Source organism: Salinivibrio sp. EAGSL (genome assembly GCF_013366455.1).
In the GTDB taxonomy this organism is placed as follows: domain Bacteria; phylum Pseudomonadota; class Gammaproteobacteria; order Enterobacterales; family Vibrionaceae; genus Salinivibrio; species Salinivibrio costicola.
This window is the reverse complement of sequence record NZ_JABWMG010000001.1, coordinates 81,507-101,084: the sequence shown is the minus strand read 5'-3', so window position 1 is coordinate 101,084 and position 19,578 is coordinate 81,507. Positions and strand designations below refer to the sequence as shown.

Genomic DNA, 19,578 nt, shown 5'->3' with positions numbered 1-19,578 from the left:
GATGAAGAGTTTGCTATGCTACGAGCCGAGATCTCGACGAATTTGGAGCCACTATGCAAGACAACAATCATCCTTTACGCGTGTTTGTATCCACCTCGACCCACCCTTGGTTTAATTTGGCGGTGGAAGATACGATTTTCCGTACCATGTCATCAGCGCAAAATGTGCTCTTTCTTTGGCGTAACGACAATACGGTGGTGATCGGGCGTGGTCAAAATGCATGGCGCGAATGCAACACTCGTAAAATGGAACAAGACGGCGTTGTGTTAGCCCGACGCCAAAGCGGTGGTGGCGCCGTGTTTCATGATCTCGGCAATACTAACTTTACCTTTATGGCCGGCAAGCCCGGTTATGACAAGTCGGTATCAACACAAATTGTGTTGAATGCGCTGAAAACACTCGGTATTGAGGCAACGGCCAGTGGACGCAATGATCTCACCATGGATACCCCTGAAGGCGCTCGCAAAATCTCAGGGTCAGCCTACAAAGAGACAAAAGATCGTGGATTTCATCACGGCACCCTATTGATTAATGCCAACTTGTCGCGACTGGGCGATTACCTCAACCCTGATCCCAAAAAGCTGCAAGCCAAGGGCATTACCTCTGTACGCGCGCGAGTAGCGAATATTTCCGATTATGTCCCGGAGATCACCCACCAAGCTCTGTGTGATGCGATCAAAGCTGCATTCTTTAACCACTATGGCAATACCGCTGAGATTGAATACATTTCTCCTGAGGTCAAACCCGATGTCGAAGGCTTTAACGCCATCTATGAAAAACAGTGCAGTTGGGAATGGAATTTTGGCAAGAGCCCACAATTTATGCATACGTTTGATGAACGCTTCGAATGGGGGGGCGTTGAGCTGCATTTAGATGTGAAAAATGGCGAAATAGCCGACTGTCAGCTATTCACCGATAGCTTAACGCCAGGGCCGATAGAAATACTGGCAAGCCAGTTGATCGGGCAAACCTATCACTCGGAAACACTCTATCAATTTGTCACCAATCAGGCAGAAGTCGATCCAAGCCACCAGGCCATGTATCAGGATATTGCCCTTTGGCTGCGCCACGCTCTCGCTTGATAGGCACACATTAACAGTGACCCCCATCACATAATTCCCTCTGTTTTTGATCCCACGCAAAGACGCAAGCAGCTGTCACGTCACTATAGGTGGCAGCTGTTCAGTGCGACAAAATTTCATTATTCGGATAAAACCCATCATTAATGACGGCATTATTGCTTGAATAATAGTTTTTAATTTTGATAAAAAAGCATTAATCTAGTTTTACATATTTTGTTACAAACTGTAGCGAGGTGATCTTTCCAACAAACGTTTCGGCAATGTACTGCACGCCGATTGAAGAAATGCAGGCCCAACAAAACTCACGAATAATTAGATAGTTATGGAAAACCAAAAAACAATACTCGGTCACCCTCGGGGACTTTTTCTACTCTTCGGCACGGAACTATGGGAGCGATTTTCCTACTACGCCATGCGTGCCATTTTGGTATTATACCTCACCGATCAAACCATCAACGGTGGTTTAGGTTGGTCCACCAAAGACGCGCTAGAGCTGTATGGCTATTACACCGGCCTCGTTTATATCACGCCACTCATCGGCGGTTGGTTTGCCGATAACTTTGTCGGTCAGCGTCGAGCCGTGATTCTAGGTGGTGCCTTAATGGCCATCGGTCAATTTACTCTGGCCTTCCCTGCTCACCAATATGGCTTAGATACGGTACATACTTTATATGCTGGCTTAGCCATACTGATTGCGGGCTCTGGCCTATTTAAACCCAACATCTCGACGATGGTGGGTGACCTTTATCATGAAGGCGATCATCGTCGTGATGGTGCGTTTACCATCTTTTATATGGGCATCAACATTGGCTCATTATTAGCCGGCTTTGTTGCGGGCACAGTGAGCAGCGCTTACGGCTGGCAATATGGCTTTTTTGCTGCCGGTATTGGTATGGTGATCAGCTTGATTATCCAGCTAACCATGGCCAACGCTTGGCTAGGTAATATCGGTCGTGTTCCCGCGGCACAACAAGCACGAGATGCCAATCATTCTAAGACCAATGCACCATTGACCAAGCAAGAAATCGATCGTCTTAAAGTCATCTTATTGATGGGTTTGTTCGTGATCATTTTCTGGGCTGGCTTTGAACAGGCTGGCGGGTTGATGAATATTTACACCCAGGAGTACACGGATCGCATGGTGGGTGGGTTTGAAATCCCAGCGGCATGGTTCCAGTCACTCAACCCCTTCTTCATCATTATCTGTGCGCCTATAGCGGCATCATTGTGGGTGCGACTGGGTTCTAAAGAGCCTAGCTCACCGGTCAAATTTGCCATGGCGTTATTTATGCTGGCGCTTGGTTTTTTGTGCATGATCGGGGCCGTGTTAGAGCAAGGCGGCGACACCACGGTGAAAACCTCGATGTTCTGGCTAGTGGGCGCGTTCTTCTTCCACACGTTAGGCGAACTTTGCCTCTCTCCAATTGGCTTATCGCTGGTCACCAAACTCGCACCACTGCGTTTGGCCTCTCTAATGATGGGCGCCTGGTTTGGCTTTAACGCGATTGCTAACTATGTTGCAGGTATTATTGGTTCGCATGTGGGTGACTATGGTGCCATGGCGATCTTCGGTGGCATTGCCGCGACAGCAGCGATTTCAGGTCTGATCTTGCTGACTCTATCCGGTACGTTGATCCGCTGGATGCACGGCGCTGAATCCAATGCTACGCCCAGTGAAGAAATCGAGCAACAACAAGTACAAATTGCCTAACCCCTATGGTGATAGTTAAATTAAAAAGAGGCCGATTGGCCTCTTTTTTAATATCACATCCCCTTCGATGCTCAATCCCTGCTCTAACAATGCTTTTTTTCAGTAAGGTAGTTGGGGGTTCAATTATATAGGCAGGCATGAATAGCAAAAAGGAGAGCCGAAGCTCTCCTTTTTTAGCAATTCTTTACTGTAAAACTTACAGTGAAGCTTTCGCTTTTTCTACCAGCACAGAGAATGCTGCTTTGTCATATACCGCGATATCGGCAAGGATCTTACGATCGATTTCGATAGATGCCTTTTTAAGACCGTTAATCAGACGGCTGTATGACATACCGTTTTGGCGAGCCGCTGCGTTAATACGCGCGATCCACAGTTGACGGAATTGACGTTTCTTGTTGCGACGGTCACGATAAGCATATTGACCTGCTTTCGTTACCGCCTGAAAAGCTACGCGGTAGACGCGTGAACGCGCACCATAGTAACCTTTCGCCTGCTTCATTACACTCTTGTGACGTGCACGAGCTTGTACACCACGTTTTACGCGAGCCATTATCTCTCTCCTAAACTAAATTATAAAACTAAAAACTTATGCGTATGGCAGCATGCGAGCTACTTGCGCGTTTTCGCACGCAGGCAGAACAGCATTTGGACGCAGCTGACGCTTGTTCTTAGTAGTACGTTTAGTCAAGATATGACGCTTGGTTGCACGCTTGTACTTAAAGCCACCAGCAGTTTTCTTGAAACGCTTAGCAGCACCTTTGTTGGATTTCATCTTAGACATGATGATAACTCCGCATTGTGTTAATAATATAGCAATTTGGCGAACAAAGCGGCTGCACCTAACAGGCGCAGCCGCTTGTTACTTGGAAGCCAGAATTACTTCTTCTTTGGGGCCAGGACCATGATCATTTGACGGCCTTCGATGCGAGTCGGGAAACTTTCTACTGAAGCGATTTCAGCAGTGTCTTCCTTCAAGCGGTTCAGCACGTCAACACCGATGCTTTGGTGCGCCATTTCGCGCCCGCGGAATCGGATAGTGACCTTGACCTTGTTGCCCTCTTCAATGAAGCGAACCAGGTTGCGTAGTTTTACCTGATAGTCGCCTACATCTGTGCCAGGACGGAATTTAACTTCCTTAACCTGAATAGTCTTTTGCTTTTTCTTCTGCTCTTTCGCAGCTTTACTCTTCTCGTAAAGGAATTTGCCGTAATCCATGATACGACAAACCGGCGGCTCAGCGTTCGGACTGATCTCAACCAAGTCAAGAGTCGCCTCTTCTGCTTTGGCGAGTGCTTCATCAAAAGGGACGATACCGAGTTGTTCGCCGCTGTCATCAGACAATCGAACTTCTTTGACACCACGAATTTCGTTGTTTAGACGATGAGCGTTTTTCTTTGCCGGGGCTTTTCTTGCGCCTTTAATACCTTATTCCTCCACAATATTGAGTGTTCGATCTTGCACTTCTTGCTGCAATTGAGCAAGGAAGTCATCAATCTTAATTTTACCCAAATCTTTACCTTTACGGGTACGTATTGCTACTTCGCCAGCTTCCATTTCCTGGTCACCACAAACGAGCATATACGGTACACGCTTCAAAGTGTGTTCGCGGATTTTAAAGCCAATCTTCTCGTTTCTCAAGTCCGCAGAGGCTCTAAATCCAGCTTTTTGCAGTTTTTTCGCAATCTCTTGCGCATAATCTGCTTGTTTATCCGTGATATTCATCACCACAGCTTGCTGCGGTGATAGCCACGTTGGGAAGTGTCCAGCGTATTCTTCAATCAGAATACCGATGAAACGTTCCAACGAACCGAGGATAGCACGGTGAATCATCACAGGTGTGTGACGTTCGTTGTCTTCGCCTACATACGTGGCACTTAAGCGCTCAGGAAGCGCGAAATCTAGTTGTACTGTACCACATTGCCAAGCACGATCCAGGCAATCATGTAACGTAAACTCAATCTTAGGCCCGTAAAACGCCCCCTCACCTTCTTGAATTTCAAACGGAATATCCATCGCCGTTAAGGCTTCGTGCAAGGCTTTTTCTGCACGATCCCACATCTCGTCAGAGCCAACACGCGTTTCTGGGCGTGTGGAAAGTTTGACTTCGATGTTGTTGAAACCAAAGGTTTGGTACGTCTCGTAGACCATTTCGATACACGCACTGACTTCTTTTTGTACCTGTTCTGGGGTACAGAAGATATGCGCATCGTCTTGGGTAAAGCCACGCACACGCATTAAACCATGCAGCGCACCGGATGGCTCATTACGGTGACAACTACCAAATTCTGCCATACGCAGCGGTAAATCACGGTAAGACTTTAACCCTTGGTTAAAAATCTGTACGTGACCTGGGCAGTTCATTGGCTTAAGTGCATACTCACGGCTTTCTGACTGGGTGGTAAACATGTAATCAGCATATTTGTCCCAGTGGCCAGAGCGCTCCCACAACACGCGGTCCATGATCAACGGACCTTTCACTTCTTGATAGTCGTATTCGGTCAACTTCGCACGGATAAATTGCTCAAGCTCACGGAAAATCGTCCAGCCATTGTGGTGCCAGAATACCATCCCAGGCGCTTCTTGCTGCATATGATACAAATCAAGTTGCTTACCCAGTTTACGGTGATCACGCTTCGCCGCTTCTTCTAAACGCACCAGGTGTGCTTTCAGTTGCTTTTTATCAGGAAAGGCGGTGCCGTAGATTCGTTGCAGCATCTTGTTGTCGCTGTTACCACGCCAATACGCGCCAGCCACGTTCAAAATTTTAAAGTTTTGACAAAAGCTCATGTTCGGTACATGTGGACCACGACACATGTCGATGTATTCTTCGTGGTGATACAAGCCCGGACGGTCATCGCGAGAGACATTCTCGTCCAAGATTTCAATCTTGTACGGTTCACCACGTGATTCAAAGGTATCACGTGCTTCTTGCCAGCTGACCGTTTTCTTCACAACCTGATACTTGGTTTTTACCAGCTCTTTCATGCGTTTTTCAATTGCATCCAGGTCATCCTGGGTGAGCGAGCGATCCATATCGATATCGTAATAGAAACCACTGTCGATGGTTGGGCCAATCGCCATCTTGGTATCAGGGAAAAGTTGCTTAATCGCATGCCCTAAAAGGTGCGCACACGAGTGGCGAATAATCTCAAGCCCATCATCGTCTTTTGCGGTGATAATTTCGAGCTGTGCATCGTGCTCAATCAAGTCACACGCATCAACGCGTTTGCCGTCAACACGGCCCGCAATACAAGCTTTAGCGAGGCCAGGACCAATGTCATTGGCAACGTCGTAGGTTGAAACTGGGTGGTCAAAAGAACGCTGACTGCCGTCAGGGAGAGTAATTAGAGGCATTGATAACAATCCTTCTCAGTGGTGCCACACACCAAGTGGCACATGAACGTGTATTTTGCGATTAGTAAGTAACCGCACAGTGTGAGTAGGGTTTTGATTATGAAGATCCGACATTTGTGATGCAAGTCATCCCGTCAAGAATTTCTTCGCCGTCCAACGAATGATTCACGAGTATCGCCCTATCATCCGCTTGATTTTGCACTAGACTTCAGCAATGCTGATTTGTATACACAATAATGACAGGAACAATCTATGGCCAATGCGCCCCGCTATCAACAAATTAAAACCTTTATTCAAGAGAAAATTGAAACTCGGGTTTGGCCTGTGGGGACACGTATTCCGACCGAATACGAATTATGCGATCAATTTGACGTCAGCCGCATGACGGTGAACAAAGCCGTACGCGATTTAGTCGCTGAAGGCTTACTGGAGCGCACACCTAGATTGGGGACGTTTGTCACTGAGCCCAAAGCCGAATCCCCATTAATGGATATTCGTAATATCGCCGATGAAGTTAACGCTCGCGGGCAAACTTATCACAGTGATATTCGCACATTGAAACGCATTTCTGCACCGGCTGATGTTGCTATGCGCTTAGGCGTTATGGTGGGTACCTCCGTCTTTTATAGTGAGATTGTTCATTACGGTGATGCGATCGCGTTGCAACTTGAACAGCGCTGGGTCAATCCGGCTTTGGCGCCCGACTACTTAGCGCAAGACTTTAATCAAACCACCCCAAACGAGTATTTATCAACGGTTTGCCCAGTGAATACCATTGAGCATACAGTCGAAGCCATTCAAGCGAGCTCGACCATTCAGCAAGCCCTCGCGATGCGATCAGACGAACCCTGTTTATTATTACACCGTCGGACCTGGAGCCAACAAACCCTCGTCAGTGCCGCCTTGCTGTACCATCCAGGATCGCGCTATAAGCTCACATCGAGAACGGATAGATAACTTCATTTAGATCGAACCGATCACAATTTTTTACCGTTCTTTTACATTCCCTCTTGTGTCTGCCACTTTATTTGTCTATACATTTGTATAGACATTTAATGAGCGGTAAGGCCATCATCATGAGACACCTATATACCGATGCAAAACTGGTCACGATGGCCAGCGATATCCACAATAGCGACGGCTACCAATGCCAAGACCATAGCGCGATTGCGGTTGAAAACGGCAAAATTGTTGCACTTGGCCAAGATGCCGAGCAGCTTGACTGGCCCAAACAGTCGTTAAACGGAAAATTGGTGACACCCGGACTCATTGATAGCCACACTCACCTTGTTTTTGCGGGCAATCGCGCGGACGAGTTTGAGCAGCGCCTCAATGGCGTGCCTTACCAAACCATAGCTGAACAAGGCGGCGGAATTCTCTCCACAGTGAAAGCGACGCGGGCGGCGAGTGACGCAGAATTACTTGCCCTCGCTTTGCCACGTGCCGAAGCTTTAATGCGTGACGGTGTCACAACAATTGAAATTAAATCAGGCTATGGGTTAACCCTCGACGATGAGCTAAAAATGCTTCGGGTGGCGAAAGCTATCGAGCAGCATTTACCCGTGAATGTCTCTACGACCTTGCTCGCCGCTCATGCTATACCGCCGGAATATCAACACGATGCGGATCATTACATTGCGCATATCTGTCAATCCATTATCCCGGCCGCGGCGGAGCAACAGCTTGCTGACGCCGTGGATGTGTTCTGTGAAAACATTGCCTTTAGCGTCGACCAGGCCGAAAAAATCTATGCGGCTGCCAATGCTCATGGACTCAACATTAAAGCCCATACCGAGCAATTAAGCGACCTGGGCGGCAGTGTGGCGGCGGCCAAAGCCGGGGCCTATTCGGTGGATCATATTGAGTATTTGTCAGAGGCTGACACCCAGATTTTGGCCGAATTTGGCACTGTGGCAACCCTGCTTCCCGGCGCGTTTTACTTTTTACGTGAAACCCAAATGCCACCGATTGAAGCATTACGTGAACATCATGTCCCCATTGCGATCGCCACTGACTTCAACCCCGGCACCTCGCCCTTTGCCTCATTGACGCTCATGATGAACATGGCTTCCACCTTATTTGGCCTCACGCCAAAAGAGAACCTTTACGGCGTCACCCGTCATGCCGCCCAAGCACTGGGCTTAACAAACAAAGGTCAAATCGCGGTTGGGTTTGATGCCGATTTTGCCGTTTGGCAGTGCGACACCCCAGCCGAGCTCAGTTATATGGTCGGCACGGCGCCCTTAGTCGGAAGAGTGGTCAACGGGGTCTGGTATCCCGCAACACCGACTCCGCAGAGCACGCCCCACCAGGAGAATCAAGAATGAAACATCTTCCTGCTGATATGACCGTGTGGCAAGGACGCATTGATCCAGAAGATGGGGAGCGCGGTCTGCGTTTGCACCAAACCATCAGCGCCTACGATAACAGCGTCGAACAGCCGCCAGGTGTCGTGATCTATGGGTTTGCCTGCGATGAAGGGGTAGCGCGTAATCAAGGCCGCCTCGGTGCAGCCCTTGCCCCTGAAACGCTGCGACAAGCACTGGCAAACCTCGCCTGGCATAACAGTCATCCGCTTTATGATGGCGGAACCGTAGTATGTGATGACTCAGATCTGGTATTGGCCCAGCAAGGATTAAGTCAGCAAATCCATCGTTCGTTGCCACAGCACCGGGTCTTAACCCTAGGCGGCGGCCATGAAACTGCATGGGCGAGCTTTCAGGGCTTATCCCGTCATTTGACACACTCCCGTGTCAACGACCCCGCGCAGCCGCCTAAGATTGGTATTATTAACTTTGATGCTCATTTTGATTTGCGCACGCCACAAGGGCGCAGTCACGCCGGCAGCTCAGGCACACCCTTCGCACAAATCGCCCAATATTGTGACAAAAAAGGTTGGCCATTCCACTATGCCTGCCTTGGCGTAAGCCGCACCAGCAATACCCAAGCGCTGTTCGATAAAGCCGAGCAACGCCATTGCTGGGTAGAAGAAGATATCAATATGCAGGTAGACGCATTACCGGCGTTAAAAGCGCGATTAACCCAGTTTATTCAAGGCTGTGATTATCTCTATCTTACTGTCGATATGGATGTGTTTCCCGCTAGTGTCGCGCCTGGAGTGAGCGCCCCTGCAGCTTACGGCGTGCCAGTCGCGGTGATTGAGCCGTTAATTCGGCACCTGTTTACCGTTGCGCAGAAGCAACACATTCCCGTCCCTATTTGCGATATCACAGAAGTAAACCCCCATTATGACCGCGACCAGCAAACCAGTCGCTTAGCCGCGCGTATGGCGTGGACCATGATTCACACAGCTTGTCCGCATCAATCTTGTCCGCAGCAAGCAGGCTCGCATCCCATCATCGATCAAGGAGAATAACCATGACGGACCCACGTTTCGATTCACGTACCGTGAAAGCCCCCACCGGGCCTGAGCTTAATGCAAAAAGTTGGTTAACCGAAGCGCCGCTTCGTATGCTGATGAATAACCTACACCCTGACGTGGCCGAGCATCCTAATGGTTTGGTGGTCTATGGTGGCATTGGCCGAGCTGCCCGCAATTGGCAATGTTTCGACAAGATTGTCGAGGTACTAAAACGCCTGAACGACGATCAAACCTTGCTGGTGCAATCCGGCAAACCGGTGGGTGTCTTCCCCACCCACAAAGATGCGCCACGTGTATTGATTGCCAACTCCAACTTGGTCCCGCATTGGGCAAACTGGGAACATTTTAACGAGCTCGATAAGCAAGGGCTGATGATGTACGGCCAGATGACGGCAGGCAGCTGGATTTACATTGGCTCGCAAGGCATTGTGCAAGGCACCTACGAGACGTTTGTCGCGGTGGCGAAACAACACTTTAATGGCGACGCCAAAGGCCGCTGGATCTTAACTGGCGGTCTGGGGGGCATGGGGGGCGCGCAGCCACTCGCCGCGACCATGGCAGGCTTTTCTATGATTGCGGTTGAATGCGATGAAAGCCGCATCGATTACCGCTTACGTACGGGGTACGTCGACCGCAAAGCGACATCCTTGGACCAAGCACTCGGCATGATTGAAGAAGCAAAACGACAAGGCAAGCCCGTGTCGATTGGCTTATTGGCCAATGCAGCCGATATCTTCCCAGAGCTGGTGGAACGTCATATCACCCCCGATGTGGTCACCGACCAAACCTCGGCCCACGATCCCCTTAACGGTTATCTGCCGCAAGGCTGGACCATGGAGCAAGCCGCGGCACAGCGTAAAGACAACGAAGCCGAGGTGGTCAAAACCGCGAAAGCCTCGATGGCCGTACAAGTTAAAGCGATGCTCGATCTGCAAACACGCGGCGCTGCAACCTTGGATTACGGCAATAACATCCGTCAAATGGCGCTAGAAGTCGGTGTCAATAATGCTTTTGATTTTCCAGGATTTGTACCGGCATATATTCGTCCGTTATTCTGTCAAGGCATTGGTCCGTTCCGCTGGGTGGCGTTATCTGGTGATCCAGAAGATATCTATAAAACCGACCAAAAAGTGAAAGAGCTCATCCCTGATGATCCGCATCTCCACAACTGGCTTGATATGGCCAAAGAACGTATTCAATTTCAAGGTTTACCTGCCCGTATCTGCTGGGTTGGGGTCAAAGATCGTGCACGCTTAGCGCTTGCCTTTAACGATATGGTAAAAAATGGCGAGCTCAAAGCGCCGGTCGTTATTGGCCGTGATCATCTTGACTCAGGCTCAGTCGCAAGTCCCAACCGTGAAACCGAAGGCATGCTGGATGGCTCTGATGCCGTGTCAGACTGGCCATTGCTGAACGCCATGCTCAACACGGCATCCGGTGCAACCTGGGTATCATTGCACCACGGTGGCGGTGTCGGCATGGGCTTTTCTCAGCACTCAGGCGTGGTGATTGTGTGTGATGGCTCCGACGATGCGCATCAACGAGTGGCGCGAGTACTCAGAAACGATCCGGCCACCGGGGTGATGCGCCATGCCGATGCCGGCTATGACATTGCCATTGATTGCGCCAAAGAAGAACAACTCGATCTGCCGCTGCTGGATTTACCTAACCAGCCGCTGCGCTAAGGAGAGCAAAATGACCACACTGACATTACAACCGGGCGAACTCACCCTTTCCCAACTGCGGCAAGTAAGCCGTGAATCTGTACAGATTGCTTTTGCGGATGGCATTGAAGCCACCATGAAAGCCAGTACCGACACCGTCGCCGACATCCTCGCTCAAGACCGCGTCGTATATGGCATTAACACAGGGTTTGGCTTGCTGGCTAATACTCGGATTGAATTAGACGATTTAGAAACCCTGCAACGCTCAATCGTGCTCTCTCATGCCGCTGGTATTGGCGAGTTTATGGATGATGCCACCGTGCGTCTTATGATCGTACTGAAAATAGCCAGCTTGGCGCGCGGCTACTCCGGGATCCGCTTCGAGGTCGTAAAAGCACTGGCAGCGCTGGTTAATCACCAGGTATATCCTTGCATTCCCAAAAAGGGCTCAGTCGGCGCCTCGGGCGATCTTGCACCATTGGCACATATGAGCACAGTACTGCTCGGCGAAGGCCAAGCCCGGTACAAAGGGGAAGTCATTTCTGGAGAGGCTGCACTCAAAATTGCGGGCCTATCGCCCATCACTCTTGGACCAAAAGAAGGACTCGCGCTGCTCAATGGCACGCAGGCTTCTACCGCTTTTGCGCTTGAAGGCTTGTTTGAAGCCGAAGATTTATACGCCGCGGCCACTGTCTGTGGCGCATTATCGGTAGAGGCCGCGCTTGGTAGCCGCCGGCCGTTTGACCCACGGATTCATGCCGTGCGTGGCCATCAAACGCAAATGGATGCCGCTGCCGCTTACCGTCACTTGCTGGGCGAAAGTAGCGACATTGGCAACAGCCATCAAAATTGTGAAAAAGTGCAAGACCCCTACTCATTGCGTTGCCAACCACAAGTGATGGGCGCGTGCTTGCAACAAATTCGCCATGCCGCTGACGTGCTCACCACCGAGGCAAATGCCGTATCTGACAACCCGCTCGTGTTCCCAGACGATGGCGATATTATTTCCGGCGGCAACTTCCACGCCGAGCCGGTCGCGATGGTAGCGGATAACTTAGCCCTCGCAATTGCCGAAATCGGCAGCTTATCAGAACGCCGCATGGCCTTACTGATTGATAGCAACTTGAGTAAACTCCCGCCATTTTTGGTCAACAACGGCGGGGTCAACTCCGGCTTTATGATCGCCCAAGTCACCGCTGCTGCACTGGCAAGCGAAAATAAGACCTTGGCTCACCCGGCATCTATCGATAGCTTGCCCACGTCTGCCAACCAAGAAGATCATGTCTCCATGGCGACTTTCGCTGCGCGTCGCTTGCATGACATGAGTGCCAACACCCGCGGCATTTTAGCCGTTGAGCTACTTTCGGCCAGCCAAGGGATTGATTTTCGCGCGCCCAATAAAACCTCTCAGCGCTTAGAGCAAGCCAAAGCCGAGTTACGCGGCGTGGTGCCGTTTTACGATAAAGACCGCTACTTTGCGCCTGATATCGAAAAGGCCAATGCGCTGGTGCAAACCGGTACTTATAACCGACTAATGCCCTCTGGCTTACTCCCCAGCCTGTAAAGTATTTACCCGCAAAAACGGCTCCTTATGAGCCGTTTTTTATTCAATTTGCCGCCATCTCCACAGAATACCAAAGCTAAAATAGACTAATATGTAGGCAGTTACCTCCCCTCACCTCGATGTAACGGAGTCGCTTATGTGGCATGCACTGTCTCTACATTTATCCGAACAGCTCGATATTGATTTTGAGATCAGAGAAAAAACCGCCATCGGCGGTGGCGACATCCACGACGCCTATTGCATTAGCGATGGGGGCGAGCAGCGCTTTTTCGTTAAAATCAACCAGCGAGAATGTCTGCCCGCGTTTGAGGCCGAGGCCGAAGGTCTACGCCAACTGGCAATGAGTGAGCACATTCATGTTCCGCGGGTGTATTTTGTTGGGCCGGTAAAAGACAATGCAGCATTAGTACTCAATTTCCTACCCATTAAATCGCTCGACGATACCCAAGCCTATTTATTCGGTCAGCAACTGGCGCGTCATCACCGCTGGGGAGAGCAAGTCGAATACGGATTCGATGACGATAACTTCATCGGCACCAGCGAGCAAAGAAACAGCTGGCACCGCAAGTGGTGTCACTTCTTTGCTGAGCAACGAATTGGCTGGCAACTACAACTAGCAGCGGAAAAATCACTGCATTTGGGCGACATTGATACCATCATTCACGGCGTCAAAGCGCAACTGGCTAACCATCGCCCCAAACCTGCACTCCTCCATGGCGATCTGTGGTCAGGCAATGTCGGTTTATCCGTCAAAGGCCCAGTACTATTTGATCCGGCCTGTTATTGGGGCGATCGCGAAGCCGATATCGCCATGACAGAGCTATTCGGCGGTTTCCCGCAAAGCTTTTACAACGGCTACCAGGCTGAATGGCCATTAGACGAGGGTTATCAACAACGAAAAGATATTTATAACCTTTATCATGTGCTCAACCATGTCAATTTATTCGGCGGCCCCTACCTTGCACAAGCCGAACAATTGCTGACAAAACTCACACTCACGGTGTAGGATGCCAGACACACACACTGAGATAGAGGTTGGCGATGTTATCTGCCGCAATATTTGATATGGATGGCCTATTGGTCGACTCAGAGCCGTTCTGGCAACGGGCGCAAATTGATGTATTGACCGAGCTCGGCGTTTCTATCAGTTTACAAGATACGCGTGATACCACAGGCGTGCGGATTGATGAAATTGTGAAACACTACGCAAGTACCCAGCCTTGGCAGGGGCCATCGAATGCTGACGTGCAAGCGCGAATCGTCGCACGCGTGGTTGAGCTGGTTAAAGATGAAAAACCCATGATGCCCGGCGTTAAAGACGCGTTGCAAATTTGCCGTCAAGCTGGCTTAAAAATCGGTCTGGCCTCATCGTCTCCACTGACCCTAATCCATCCGACATTGGATGCGCTAGGGCTTAGCGACGCATTTGAAATTGTTGAGTCGGCGGGGGATTTAAAATACGGTAAGCCCCACCCGAAAGTGTATCTTAATGCTGCTAACGCCCTGGGCGTCGAGCCCGACGCTTGCGTCGCCTTTGAAGATTCCTTTACCGGCTTACTTGCGGCTAAAGCCGCCTCGATGAAAACCATTGTGGTGCCGGCCGCGCATGAGTGGGAAGATCCTCGCTTTGTGATTGCCGATCAAAAGCTTGCCAGCCTAAAAGCTTTTAGTGCAGATAATCTTTCGTCGCTGTAGCGATCGTCTCCTGGGTGGCATTAAGCGCGTACAGTGGTTAATGCCACCTTTTAGAGCAGCGCTCATCATTTATCCATCTTACGATCCTCATCTATACTGACAGTAACCGCTTTGTCATAAAAGAAGGGCTGTGACGATGGATGATATAACTGACCGGCTAGTAAGCTGCCCGCACTGTGGACACCGTATTGATCTCACACTGGATCTCAGTGGCGGCAATCAAGAGTTTTACGAAGATTGTCCCAACTGCTGTAATGCGGTGCACTACAACATGCAAATCGACGAGTTACATAAAACCGTTAACTTATTTGTCGATGCGGATGACGAGCAAATTTTTTAGCCACGCACCCTATAACGCCCACTGAATGCAGCGCCATAAATCAGTGTAACGTTATCACCAAGTGCAAACACAAAGCTAACCGACGCGACTCGTATCAGGGTCGCATTGTCTTGATGGGCTATTCTTTGTGTCATCATTGTTTGCTCTCGTTCGGGATGCAAAATTGACACGGCTTTTGCTTCCTTTTCGCGCCTCCTGGCACGTATAATTGCGCGCAATCGATTCCTCCCTCCCTTTCACTTAAACATGTTGAGGCCAACGTGCAGCAATACCACGATGAAGCAAGAGCCATTATTCGGCTCAGTGTGCCTGTTTTTATTGCCCAAATAGCGCAAACCTCGATGGGGTTTGTCGATACCGTCATGGCGGGCGGATATAGCGCCACCGATATGGCCGCCGTGGCGGTTGCCTCGAGTATATGGATGCCAGCCATCTTGTTTGGGATTGGCCTGCTAATGGCCATGGTCCCTATGATTGCGCAACTTAATGGGGCGAGCAAAGCCACTGCGATCCCGTTTCAATTTCAGCAAGGTCTGCATATGGCATTGCTGTTGAGCATTCCCATTGGGCTTATTCTTTATAAAGCCGGTTTTATTATTAATCTCATGGATGTGGAAGCAGCGCTAACTGAAAAAACCATCGGTTACTTACATGCGGTAATCTGGGCGGTACCGGCTTTCTTGGTGTTCCAATCCATTCGTAACTTATGCGAGGGAATGTCGCTCACCATTCCCGCAATGGTCATTGGCTTTATCGGGCTTGCGGCAAACATTCCACTCAACTGGATGTTTGTATACGGCAAACTCGGCGCGCCAGAGCTCGGCGGCGTGGGGTGTGGTGTCGCTACCGCGCTGGTGTATTGGATCATGGCTATCCTTATGGCGTTATATGTGACAGTGAGCAAAAAACTCAGTGGTCTTCAGCTTTTTGCCTCGCTTTACGCGCCAGCACTCAAAGAGCAAATCCGCCTCTTTCGACTCGGGTTCCCAGTCGCTGCTTCGCTGTTTTTTGAGGTGACCTTATTTGCGGCGATTGCCATTTTAATCGCACCACTTGGCTCGATTACCGTCGCAGCGCACCAAGTGGCCATTAACTTCTCCACCATGATTTTCATGTTACCCATGAGTTTGGGTGTCGCCGTCAGTATTCGTGTCGGCCACCTGCTGGGCAAGCGCACCACCGAGGGAGCAGGCAACTCCGCCAAAATTGGGATTTGGCTGGGGGTGAGCACAGCCGTTATTACCGCGCTACTGACCGTTTGGCTGCGCGATCCAATTATCGCCCTGTATTCCGATAACCCAGACGTGGCAACGTTGGCGTCATCACTGATGTTATTGGCCGCGGTGTATCAGATCACCGACGCCATTCAAGTGGTCGCGGCTGGTGCCCTGCGTGGCTACAAAGATATGCGTGCCATTTTCCAGCGCACTCTGATCGCATACTGGGGTTTGGGCTTGCCGCTTGGCTATGTACTCGGAGTGACAGATTGGCTCGTCCCAGCCATGGGCGCGCATGGGTTTTGGATAGGCATCATCATTGGCTTATCCAGTGCCGCGGTACTACTCGGGTTACGCCTACGCTGGCTGCGTCAGCAATCTCCTGAATTCCAACTGGCCATGTCAGAACGCTGAATGGGCTGTCGCCACCACGTGCACACAGGTAAAGTTCAACCAGGCGATCGTTCATCCGATCGCCTGCGTAAATGGTATGATTGATACGTCAAGAGCTTAGCCACGAGATAAACCATGCGCGGACTCAAAACAACCTTACTGCTCGTTACCTTACTCGGATTAGGTGGGTGCCAATCTGACGATCCGGCCAAAGACATGATGGCTGATTATTACCAACGTTTAGGCAATGTGCTTGATGCACCGACGCCCGACTTTACCACTCCAGCGGTGCCGCCGTTGCCACGCAAACGCGATCTAGTCCAGCCACTTGAAGCACTACGAATGGGCGTACTTGATGCCTACGAGCTGCGTCAGTGTGGCTTGTTTAATCTTATCGCCGAGCACAACTCATCCCTCGGCAAAGTCGCCGATCGCTTTCGCCAACTCGATTACGAACTCAATTTTATTGACACCGCCCAACGGTGTTTACCGCAAGTCAAAGATCCGAGCATTCACACTGAGTTAGAACAGGCACTGGCACTGAAACGCCAACAGCGCGACACCGTAATCTGGAATACCTTGGCTGATAGTGATGCCTGGCGCGGGCAGCTGAGTTTACCGGCCTATACACTCCCCATTGATCTTCCCGCACATAGTAATGCCGTCAGCACCATTGATCAGTTTAGCCATTTACTCAACCACCACCCGGTAGCCAACGAATCGGTCACCGACTGGCAAGAGAGCATTGAAAAGCAACGCATTCTTGGCGCCCTATTTGTTAGCTTGAGCTATCACACCGCTTGGCTTAACCAAACCAGTGCACTGATCGCCAATCACCAAGAAAAAGTCCTGTGTGGCGGCAATTTTGATACGACCCGCCTAGAGCGCCTACAAACCGTGTTTTATAAATTTTACGTCGGCGATGTTCAGCCGTATTTAGCCCGTGTCGATGGCCTTTATCGTGATATTGCGCCAGCGTTGACCCGTTTTGCTACGTTGCAAACACCGGATGCGTTTAGCGCGTATAAAAACGCCTATTGGCAGGGAGAGGCTTACCGCCAATACAAAGACGCGATCAAGCACCATGCAGATGTATGGCAGCAACTTTTCCAACGCTGTGACGTCAAACTGGGGCAATAGCGACGTAGCGAAGCGACTGAAAAAGCGAAAATATCGCCACTTTGATGATCAAATCGCCAAACAAACGCGAATGTACAAAAATATGCGTTGAAGCGCTTGCGCGATAAAGATGAACTCGCTACTATTCACCCCGCTTTCAAGCACTGTGCGTCCGTAGCTCAGCTGGTTAGAGTATCGCCTTGACATGGCGGGGGTCGGTGGTTCGAGTCCACTCGGACGCACCACTTGGCTTGATAGCAAATGGTCAATCGCTTCAACATCGCGGTGGCTGTTCTAAAAAAATGGTATGCGTCTGTAGCTCAGCTGGTTAGAGTATCGCCTTGACATGGCGGGGGTCGGTGGTTCGAGTCCACTCAGACGCACCAAATTTTGAAATACGCGTCCGTAGCTCAGTTGGTTAGAGTACCGCCTTGACATGGCGGGGGTCGGCAGTTCGAGTCTGCCCGGACGCACCACTTCAAATTATCCCCTTCTTTTTTTAGTATCTTGATACATTCTCTTTCGACGCATAAAAAATAAACGTCATGTATATGTTTACGTAGATATAAAAGGCCTGCTTTCTAACAAGCCTTTTTAAGTTGTAACCTACAATTATGCCACTGAGCTATCTACCGCTAAGACAAACTTTTCGATTGCTTTAGCGATACCGTGGTTATCGTTACTTTCGGTAATATAATCCGCGATTTGCTTGGTTGCTTCCATCGCATTGGCCATGGCAATTCCAAGACCCGCATATTCCAACATCGCATGGTCATTTTCTGCATCGCCCATGCAGATCACTTCGTCGGGGTGAATACCTAAGTGTTCTGCAATTGCAGCGACCCCCGCCCCTTTATGACTTGCCGGGTTTAGAAATTCAAGGAAGAAGGGCGCACTTTGCACCACCGTAAACTCCTCGCGCAGCGCTGCGGGTAAAGCACTGATCACTTCATTTAACTTGCTTGGCTCCGCCACCATCAACACTTTAATAATGGGGTGATCATCGCTTAGAGTCTCGAAATCCATCACGGTGATATCAAGCCCGTTGATGTTGGCCTCAATGTCGGTATACGGGTTGAGCGCAGGGGTGATCAATCCGTGCTCGGTACTAAAGGCATGCACATAGGCACCTAATGCTTCAGCATGTCGAGCGAGCGCTTTGGCAGCTTTACCGTCTAGCCCCTTTTGCAAGATCACCTCGTCAGTCCCCACGTTTTTCACCATCGAGCCGTTGTAATACAGCACAAAGTCTTTATCTGAATGAATATCCAACTCATCCAGCTTAGGTTGCATGCCTTCAAGCGGACGGCCAGATGCCAACACCACGGCCACCCCTTTGTCACGCGCGCGGGCAATGGCCTGTTTGTTTTCAGCCGATATTTCTTTATCGCTGTTTAACAAGGTGCCATCCATATCTAGGGCGATTAATTTGTACATCGTCAACTTACCTCAACATCAAATTCAAAACGGAATGGATTCCCTCAGCCTTAATCGGCTCTACAGCAATAAGCTATCGTCAATGGGAATAAAGCGATCAACGCTATTCACGAGGGAGTTGGCACTTAACGCAGGCACTCCAAACACGAAGGCTTCGGTATGATAGCGCTCGCGAATTTTGTTCATCAGCAAATCAAAGTCGCCATCACCAGAGAGCAGAACCACGGTATCGACATCCGACGCAGCTTCCATCACATCAATGGCAATGCCCACATCCCAATCGCCTTTGGTGCTACCATCGGCGCGTTGAATATAAGGTTTGAGCTTCACGGTAAAGCCAATGTGCCGCAGCGCATCTTGAAATTTGATTTGCTGATCATCATCACGACGAATGGCATAAGCATACGCGGTAACCACTTCACCCATTTGGCTCAGCGTGTGCCACAACTGGCGATAGTTAAACTGGCGCCCGTAGGCTTGGCGTGTGGTGTAGTAGATATTTTGAACGTCGACAAAAACCGCGATTTTTTTCAAGTCAGGCTCACAGTCGGTGGGAGAATTGAAGCCAAAGAGGATACCACATCAGGCTACCGTGACGACAATCACAAACGTGGCCGCGT

The 19,578-nt window shown here is 50.1% G+C and carries 18 protein-coding genes and 3 tRNA genes; 15 read left to right on the top strand and 6 right to left on the bottom strand.

Annotation, left to right across the window (positions count from 1 at the left end):
- Positions 1 to 53: 53 nt before the first annotated feature.
- Positions 54 to 1,082, top strand: a complete 1,029-nt coding sequence (locus HLG76_RS00515) for a lipoate--protein ligase (protein WP_077460506.1) — start codon at positions 54 to 56, stop codon at positions 1,080 to 1,082.
- Between the two features lie 322 nt (positions 1,083 to 1,404).
- The gene (locus tag HLG76_RS00510; protein ID WP_175992888.1) at positions 1,405 to 2,793 is read left to right on the top strand and encodes a peptide MFS transporter; all 1,389 of its coding nucleotides are present in this window, start codon (positions 1,405 to 1,407) and stop codon (positions 2,791 to 2,793) included.
- A 196-nt stretch (positions 2,794 to 2,989) separates the two neighbouring features.
- Here the strand turns inward: HLG76_RS00510 and rplT are convergent, their stop codons facing one another.
- The 4 genes from rplT to thrS form a co-directional block, all read right to left on the bottom strand.
- On the bottom strand, positions 2,990 to 3,343 hold the full coding sequence (gene rplT / locus HLG76_RS00505) for a 50S ribosomal protein L20 (RefSeq protein WP_025673305.1): 354 nt from the start codon (positions 3,341 to 3,343) through the stop codon (positions 2,990 to 2,992).
- Positions 3,344 to 3,379: 36 nt separating this feature from the next.
- Positions 3,380 to 3,574 carry a 50S ribosomal protein L35 gene (gene rpmI, locus HLG76_RS00500; RefSeq protein WP_025673304.1) on the bottom strand — a complete coding sequence of 65 codons (195 nt, stop codon included), beginning with the start codon at positions 3,572 to 3,574 and terminating at the stop codon, positions 3,380 to 3,382.
- A gap of 95 nt (positions 3,575 to 3,669) precedes the next feature.
- A complete protein-coding gene (gene infC / locus HLG76_RS00495) occupies positions 3,670 to 4,215 on the bottom strand; it encodes a translation initiation factor IF-3 (RefSeq protein ID WP_077460504.1) in 546 nt (181 codons plus the stop codon).
- A gap of 3 nt (positions 4,216 to 4,218) precedes the next feature.
- A complete protein-coding gene (gene thrS, locus HLG76_RS00490) occupies positions 4,219 to 6,147 on the bottom strand; it encodes a threonine--tRNA ligase (protein WP_077576016.1) in 1,929 nt (642 codons plus the stop codon).
- Positions 6,148 to 6,399: 252 nt separating this feature from the next.
- Between thrS and hutC the strand changes: the two genes are divergently transcribed.
- The 13 genes from hutC (at position 6,400) to HLG76_RS00425 (ending at position 17,997) form a co-directional block, all read left to right on the top strand.
- Entirely contained in the window at positions 6,400 to 7,104 is a 705-nt protein-coding gene (gene hutC / locus HLG76_RS00485) for a histidine utilization repressor (RefSeq protein WP_025744397.1), read from the top strand.
- 119 nt (positions 7,105 to 7,223) lie between these two features.
- Positions 7,224 to 8,474 (top strand): imidazolonepropionase, encoded by a 1,251-nt coding sequence (gene hutI / locus HLG76_RS00480; RefSeq protein ID WP_175992887.1) that lies wholly within the window; start codon positions 7,224 to 7,226, stop codon positions 8,472 to 8,474.
- Complete coding sequence (hutG, locus tag HLG76_RS00475; RefSeq protein ID WP_175992886.1) at positions 8,471 to 9,523, top strand: formimidoylglutamase; 1,053 nt, start codon at positions 8,471 to 8,473, stop codon at positions 9,521 to 9,523. Before hutI ends, hutG begins: the two co-directional genes overlap by 4 nt.
- 2 nt (positions 9,524 to 9,525) lie before the next feature.
- Positions 9,526 to 11,214 carry a urocanate hydratase gene (gene hutU, locus HLG76_RS00470; RefSeq protein ID WP_077576018.1) on the top strand — a complete coding sequence of 563 codons (1,689 nt, stop codon included), beginning with the start codon at positions 9,526 to 9,528 and terminating at the stop codon, positions 11,212 to 11,214.
- Between the two features lie 10 nt (positions 11,215 to 11,224).
- Complete coding sequence (gene hutH, locus HLG76_RS00465; protein ID WP_021023668.1) at positions 11,225 to 12,757, top strand: histidine ammonia-lyase; 1,533 nt, start codon at positions 11,225 to 11,227, stop codon at positions 12,755 to 12,757.
- 136 nt (positions 12,758 to 12,893) lie between these two features.
- A complete protein-coding gene (locus HLG76_RS00460) occupies positions 12,894 to 13,763 on the top strand; it encodes a fructosamine kinase family protein (RefSeq protein ID WP_175992885.1) in 870 nt (289 codons plus the stop codon).
- A gap of 35 nt (positions 13,764 to 13,798) precedes the next feature.
- A complete protein-coding gene (hxpB, locus tag HLG76_RS00455; protein WP_175992884.1) occupies positions 13,799 to 14,452 on the top strand; it encodes a hexitol phosphatase HxpB in 654 nt (217 codons plus the stop codon).
- A 136-nt stretch (positions 14,453 to 14,588) separates the two neighbouring features.
- Entirely contained in the window at positions 14,589 to 14,792 is a 204-nt protein-coding gene (locus tag HLG76_RS00450) for a CPXCG motif-containing cysteine-rich protein (RefSeq protein WP_021023665.1), read from the top strand.
- 260 nt (positions 14,793 to 15,052) lie between these two features.
- Entirely contained in the window at positions 15,053 to 16,423 is a 1,371-nt protein-coding gene (locus tag HLG76_RS00445; RefSeq protein ID WP_175992883.1) for an MATE family efflux transporter, read from the top strand.
- Positions 16,424 to 16,537: 114 nt separating this feature from the next.
- Positions 16,538 to 17,542 (top strand): DUF3080 domain-containing protein, encoded by a 1,005-nt coding sequence (locus HLG76_RS00440; RefSeq protein ID WP_175992882.1) that lies wholly within the window; start codon positions 16,538 to 16,540, stop codon positions 17,540 to 17,542.
- Positions 17,543 to 17,689: 147 nt separating this feature from the next.
- Positions 17,690 to 17,766 (top strand) — tRNA-Val (locus HLG76_RS00435).
- A gap of 64 nt (positions 17,767 to 17,830) precedes the next feature.
- A tRNA-Val gene (locus HLG76_RS00430) sits at positions 17,831 to 17,907 on the top strand.
- Positions 17,908 to 17,920: 13 nt separating this feature from the next.
- Positions 17,921 to 17,997: transfer RNA gene (locus tag HLG76_RS00425), tRNA-Val, on the top strand.
- A gap of 136 nt (positions 17,998 to 18,133) precedes the next feature.
- On the opposite strand, the gene HLG76_RS00420 is transcribed toward HLG76_RS00425, so the two are convergent.
- Positions 18,134 to 18,958, bottom strand: a complete 825-nt coding sequence (locus tag HLG76_RS00420) for a Cof-type HAD-IIB family hydrolase (protein ID WP_175992881.1) — start codon at positions 18,956 to 18,958, stop codon at positions 18,134 to 18,136.
- 60 nt (positions 18,959 to 19,018) lie between these two features.
- On the bottom strand, positions 19,019 to 19,492 hold the full coding sequence (locus HLG76_RS00415; RefSeq protein ID WP_077676792.1) for an NYN domain-containing protein: 474 nt from the start codon (positions 19,490 to 19,492) through the stop codon (positions 19,019 to 19,021).
- Positions 19,493 to 19,578 lie beyond the last annotated feature (86 nt).

Coding starts and splice junctions, on each gene's coding strand:
- rplT (WP_025673305.1), bottom strand. CDS start 3,343: ATGGCTCGCGTAAAACGTGGTGTACAAGCTCGTGCACGTCACAAGAGT.
- HLG76_RS00440 (WP_175992882.1), top strand. CDS start 16,538: ATGCGCGGACTCAAAACAACCTTACTGCTCGTTACCTTACTCGGATTA.
- hutU (WP_077576018.1), top strand. CDS start 9,526: ATGACGGACCCACGTTTCGATTCACGTACCGTGAAAGCCCCCACCGGG.
- hutI (WP_175992887.1), top strand. CDS start 7,224: ATGAGACACCTATATACCGATGCAAAACTGGTCACGATGGCCAGCGAT.
- HLG76_RS00420 (WP_175992881.1), bottom strand. CDS start 18,958: ATGTACAAATTAATCGCCCTAGATATGGATGGCACCTTGTTAAACAGC.
- HLG76_RS00515 (WP_077460506.1), top strand. CDS start 54: ATGCAAGACAACAATCATCCTTTACGCGTGTTTGTATCCACCTCGACC.
- hutC (WP_025744397.1), top strand. CDS start 6,400: ATGGCCAATGCGCCCCGCTATCAACAAATTAAAACCTTTATTCAAGAG.
- hxpB (WP_175992884.1), top strand. CDS start 13,799: ATGTTATCTGCCGCAATATTTGATATGGATGGCCTATTGGTCGACTCA.
- HLG76_RS00450 (WP_021023665.1), top strand. CDS start 14,589: ATGGATGATATAACTGACCGGCTAGTAAGCTGCCCGCACTGTGGACAC.
- hutH (WP_021023668.1), top strand. CDS start 11,225: ATGACCACACTGACATTACAACCGGGCGAACTCACCCTTTCCCAACTG.
- HLG76_RS00510 (WP_175992888.1), top strand. CDS start 1,405: ATGGAAAACCAAAAAACAATACTCGGTCACCCTCGGGGACTTTTTCTA.
- rpmI (WP_025673304.1), bottom strand. CDS start 3,574: ATGTCTAAGATGAAATCCAACAAAGGTGCTGCTAAGCGTTTCAAGAAA.
- hutG (WP_175992886.1), top strand. CDS start 8,471: ATGAAACATCTTCCTGCTGATATGACCGTGTGGCAAGGACGCATTGAT.
- HLG76_RS00460 (WP_175992885.1), top strand. CDS start 12,894: ATGTGGCATGCACTGTCTCTACATTTATCCGAACAGCTCGATATTGAT.
- thrS (WP_077576016.1), bottom strand. CDS start 6,147: ATGCCTCTAATTACTCTCCCTGACGGCAGTCAGCGTTCTTTTGACCAC.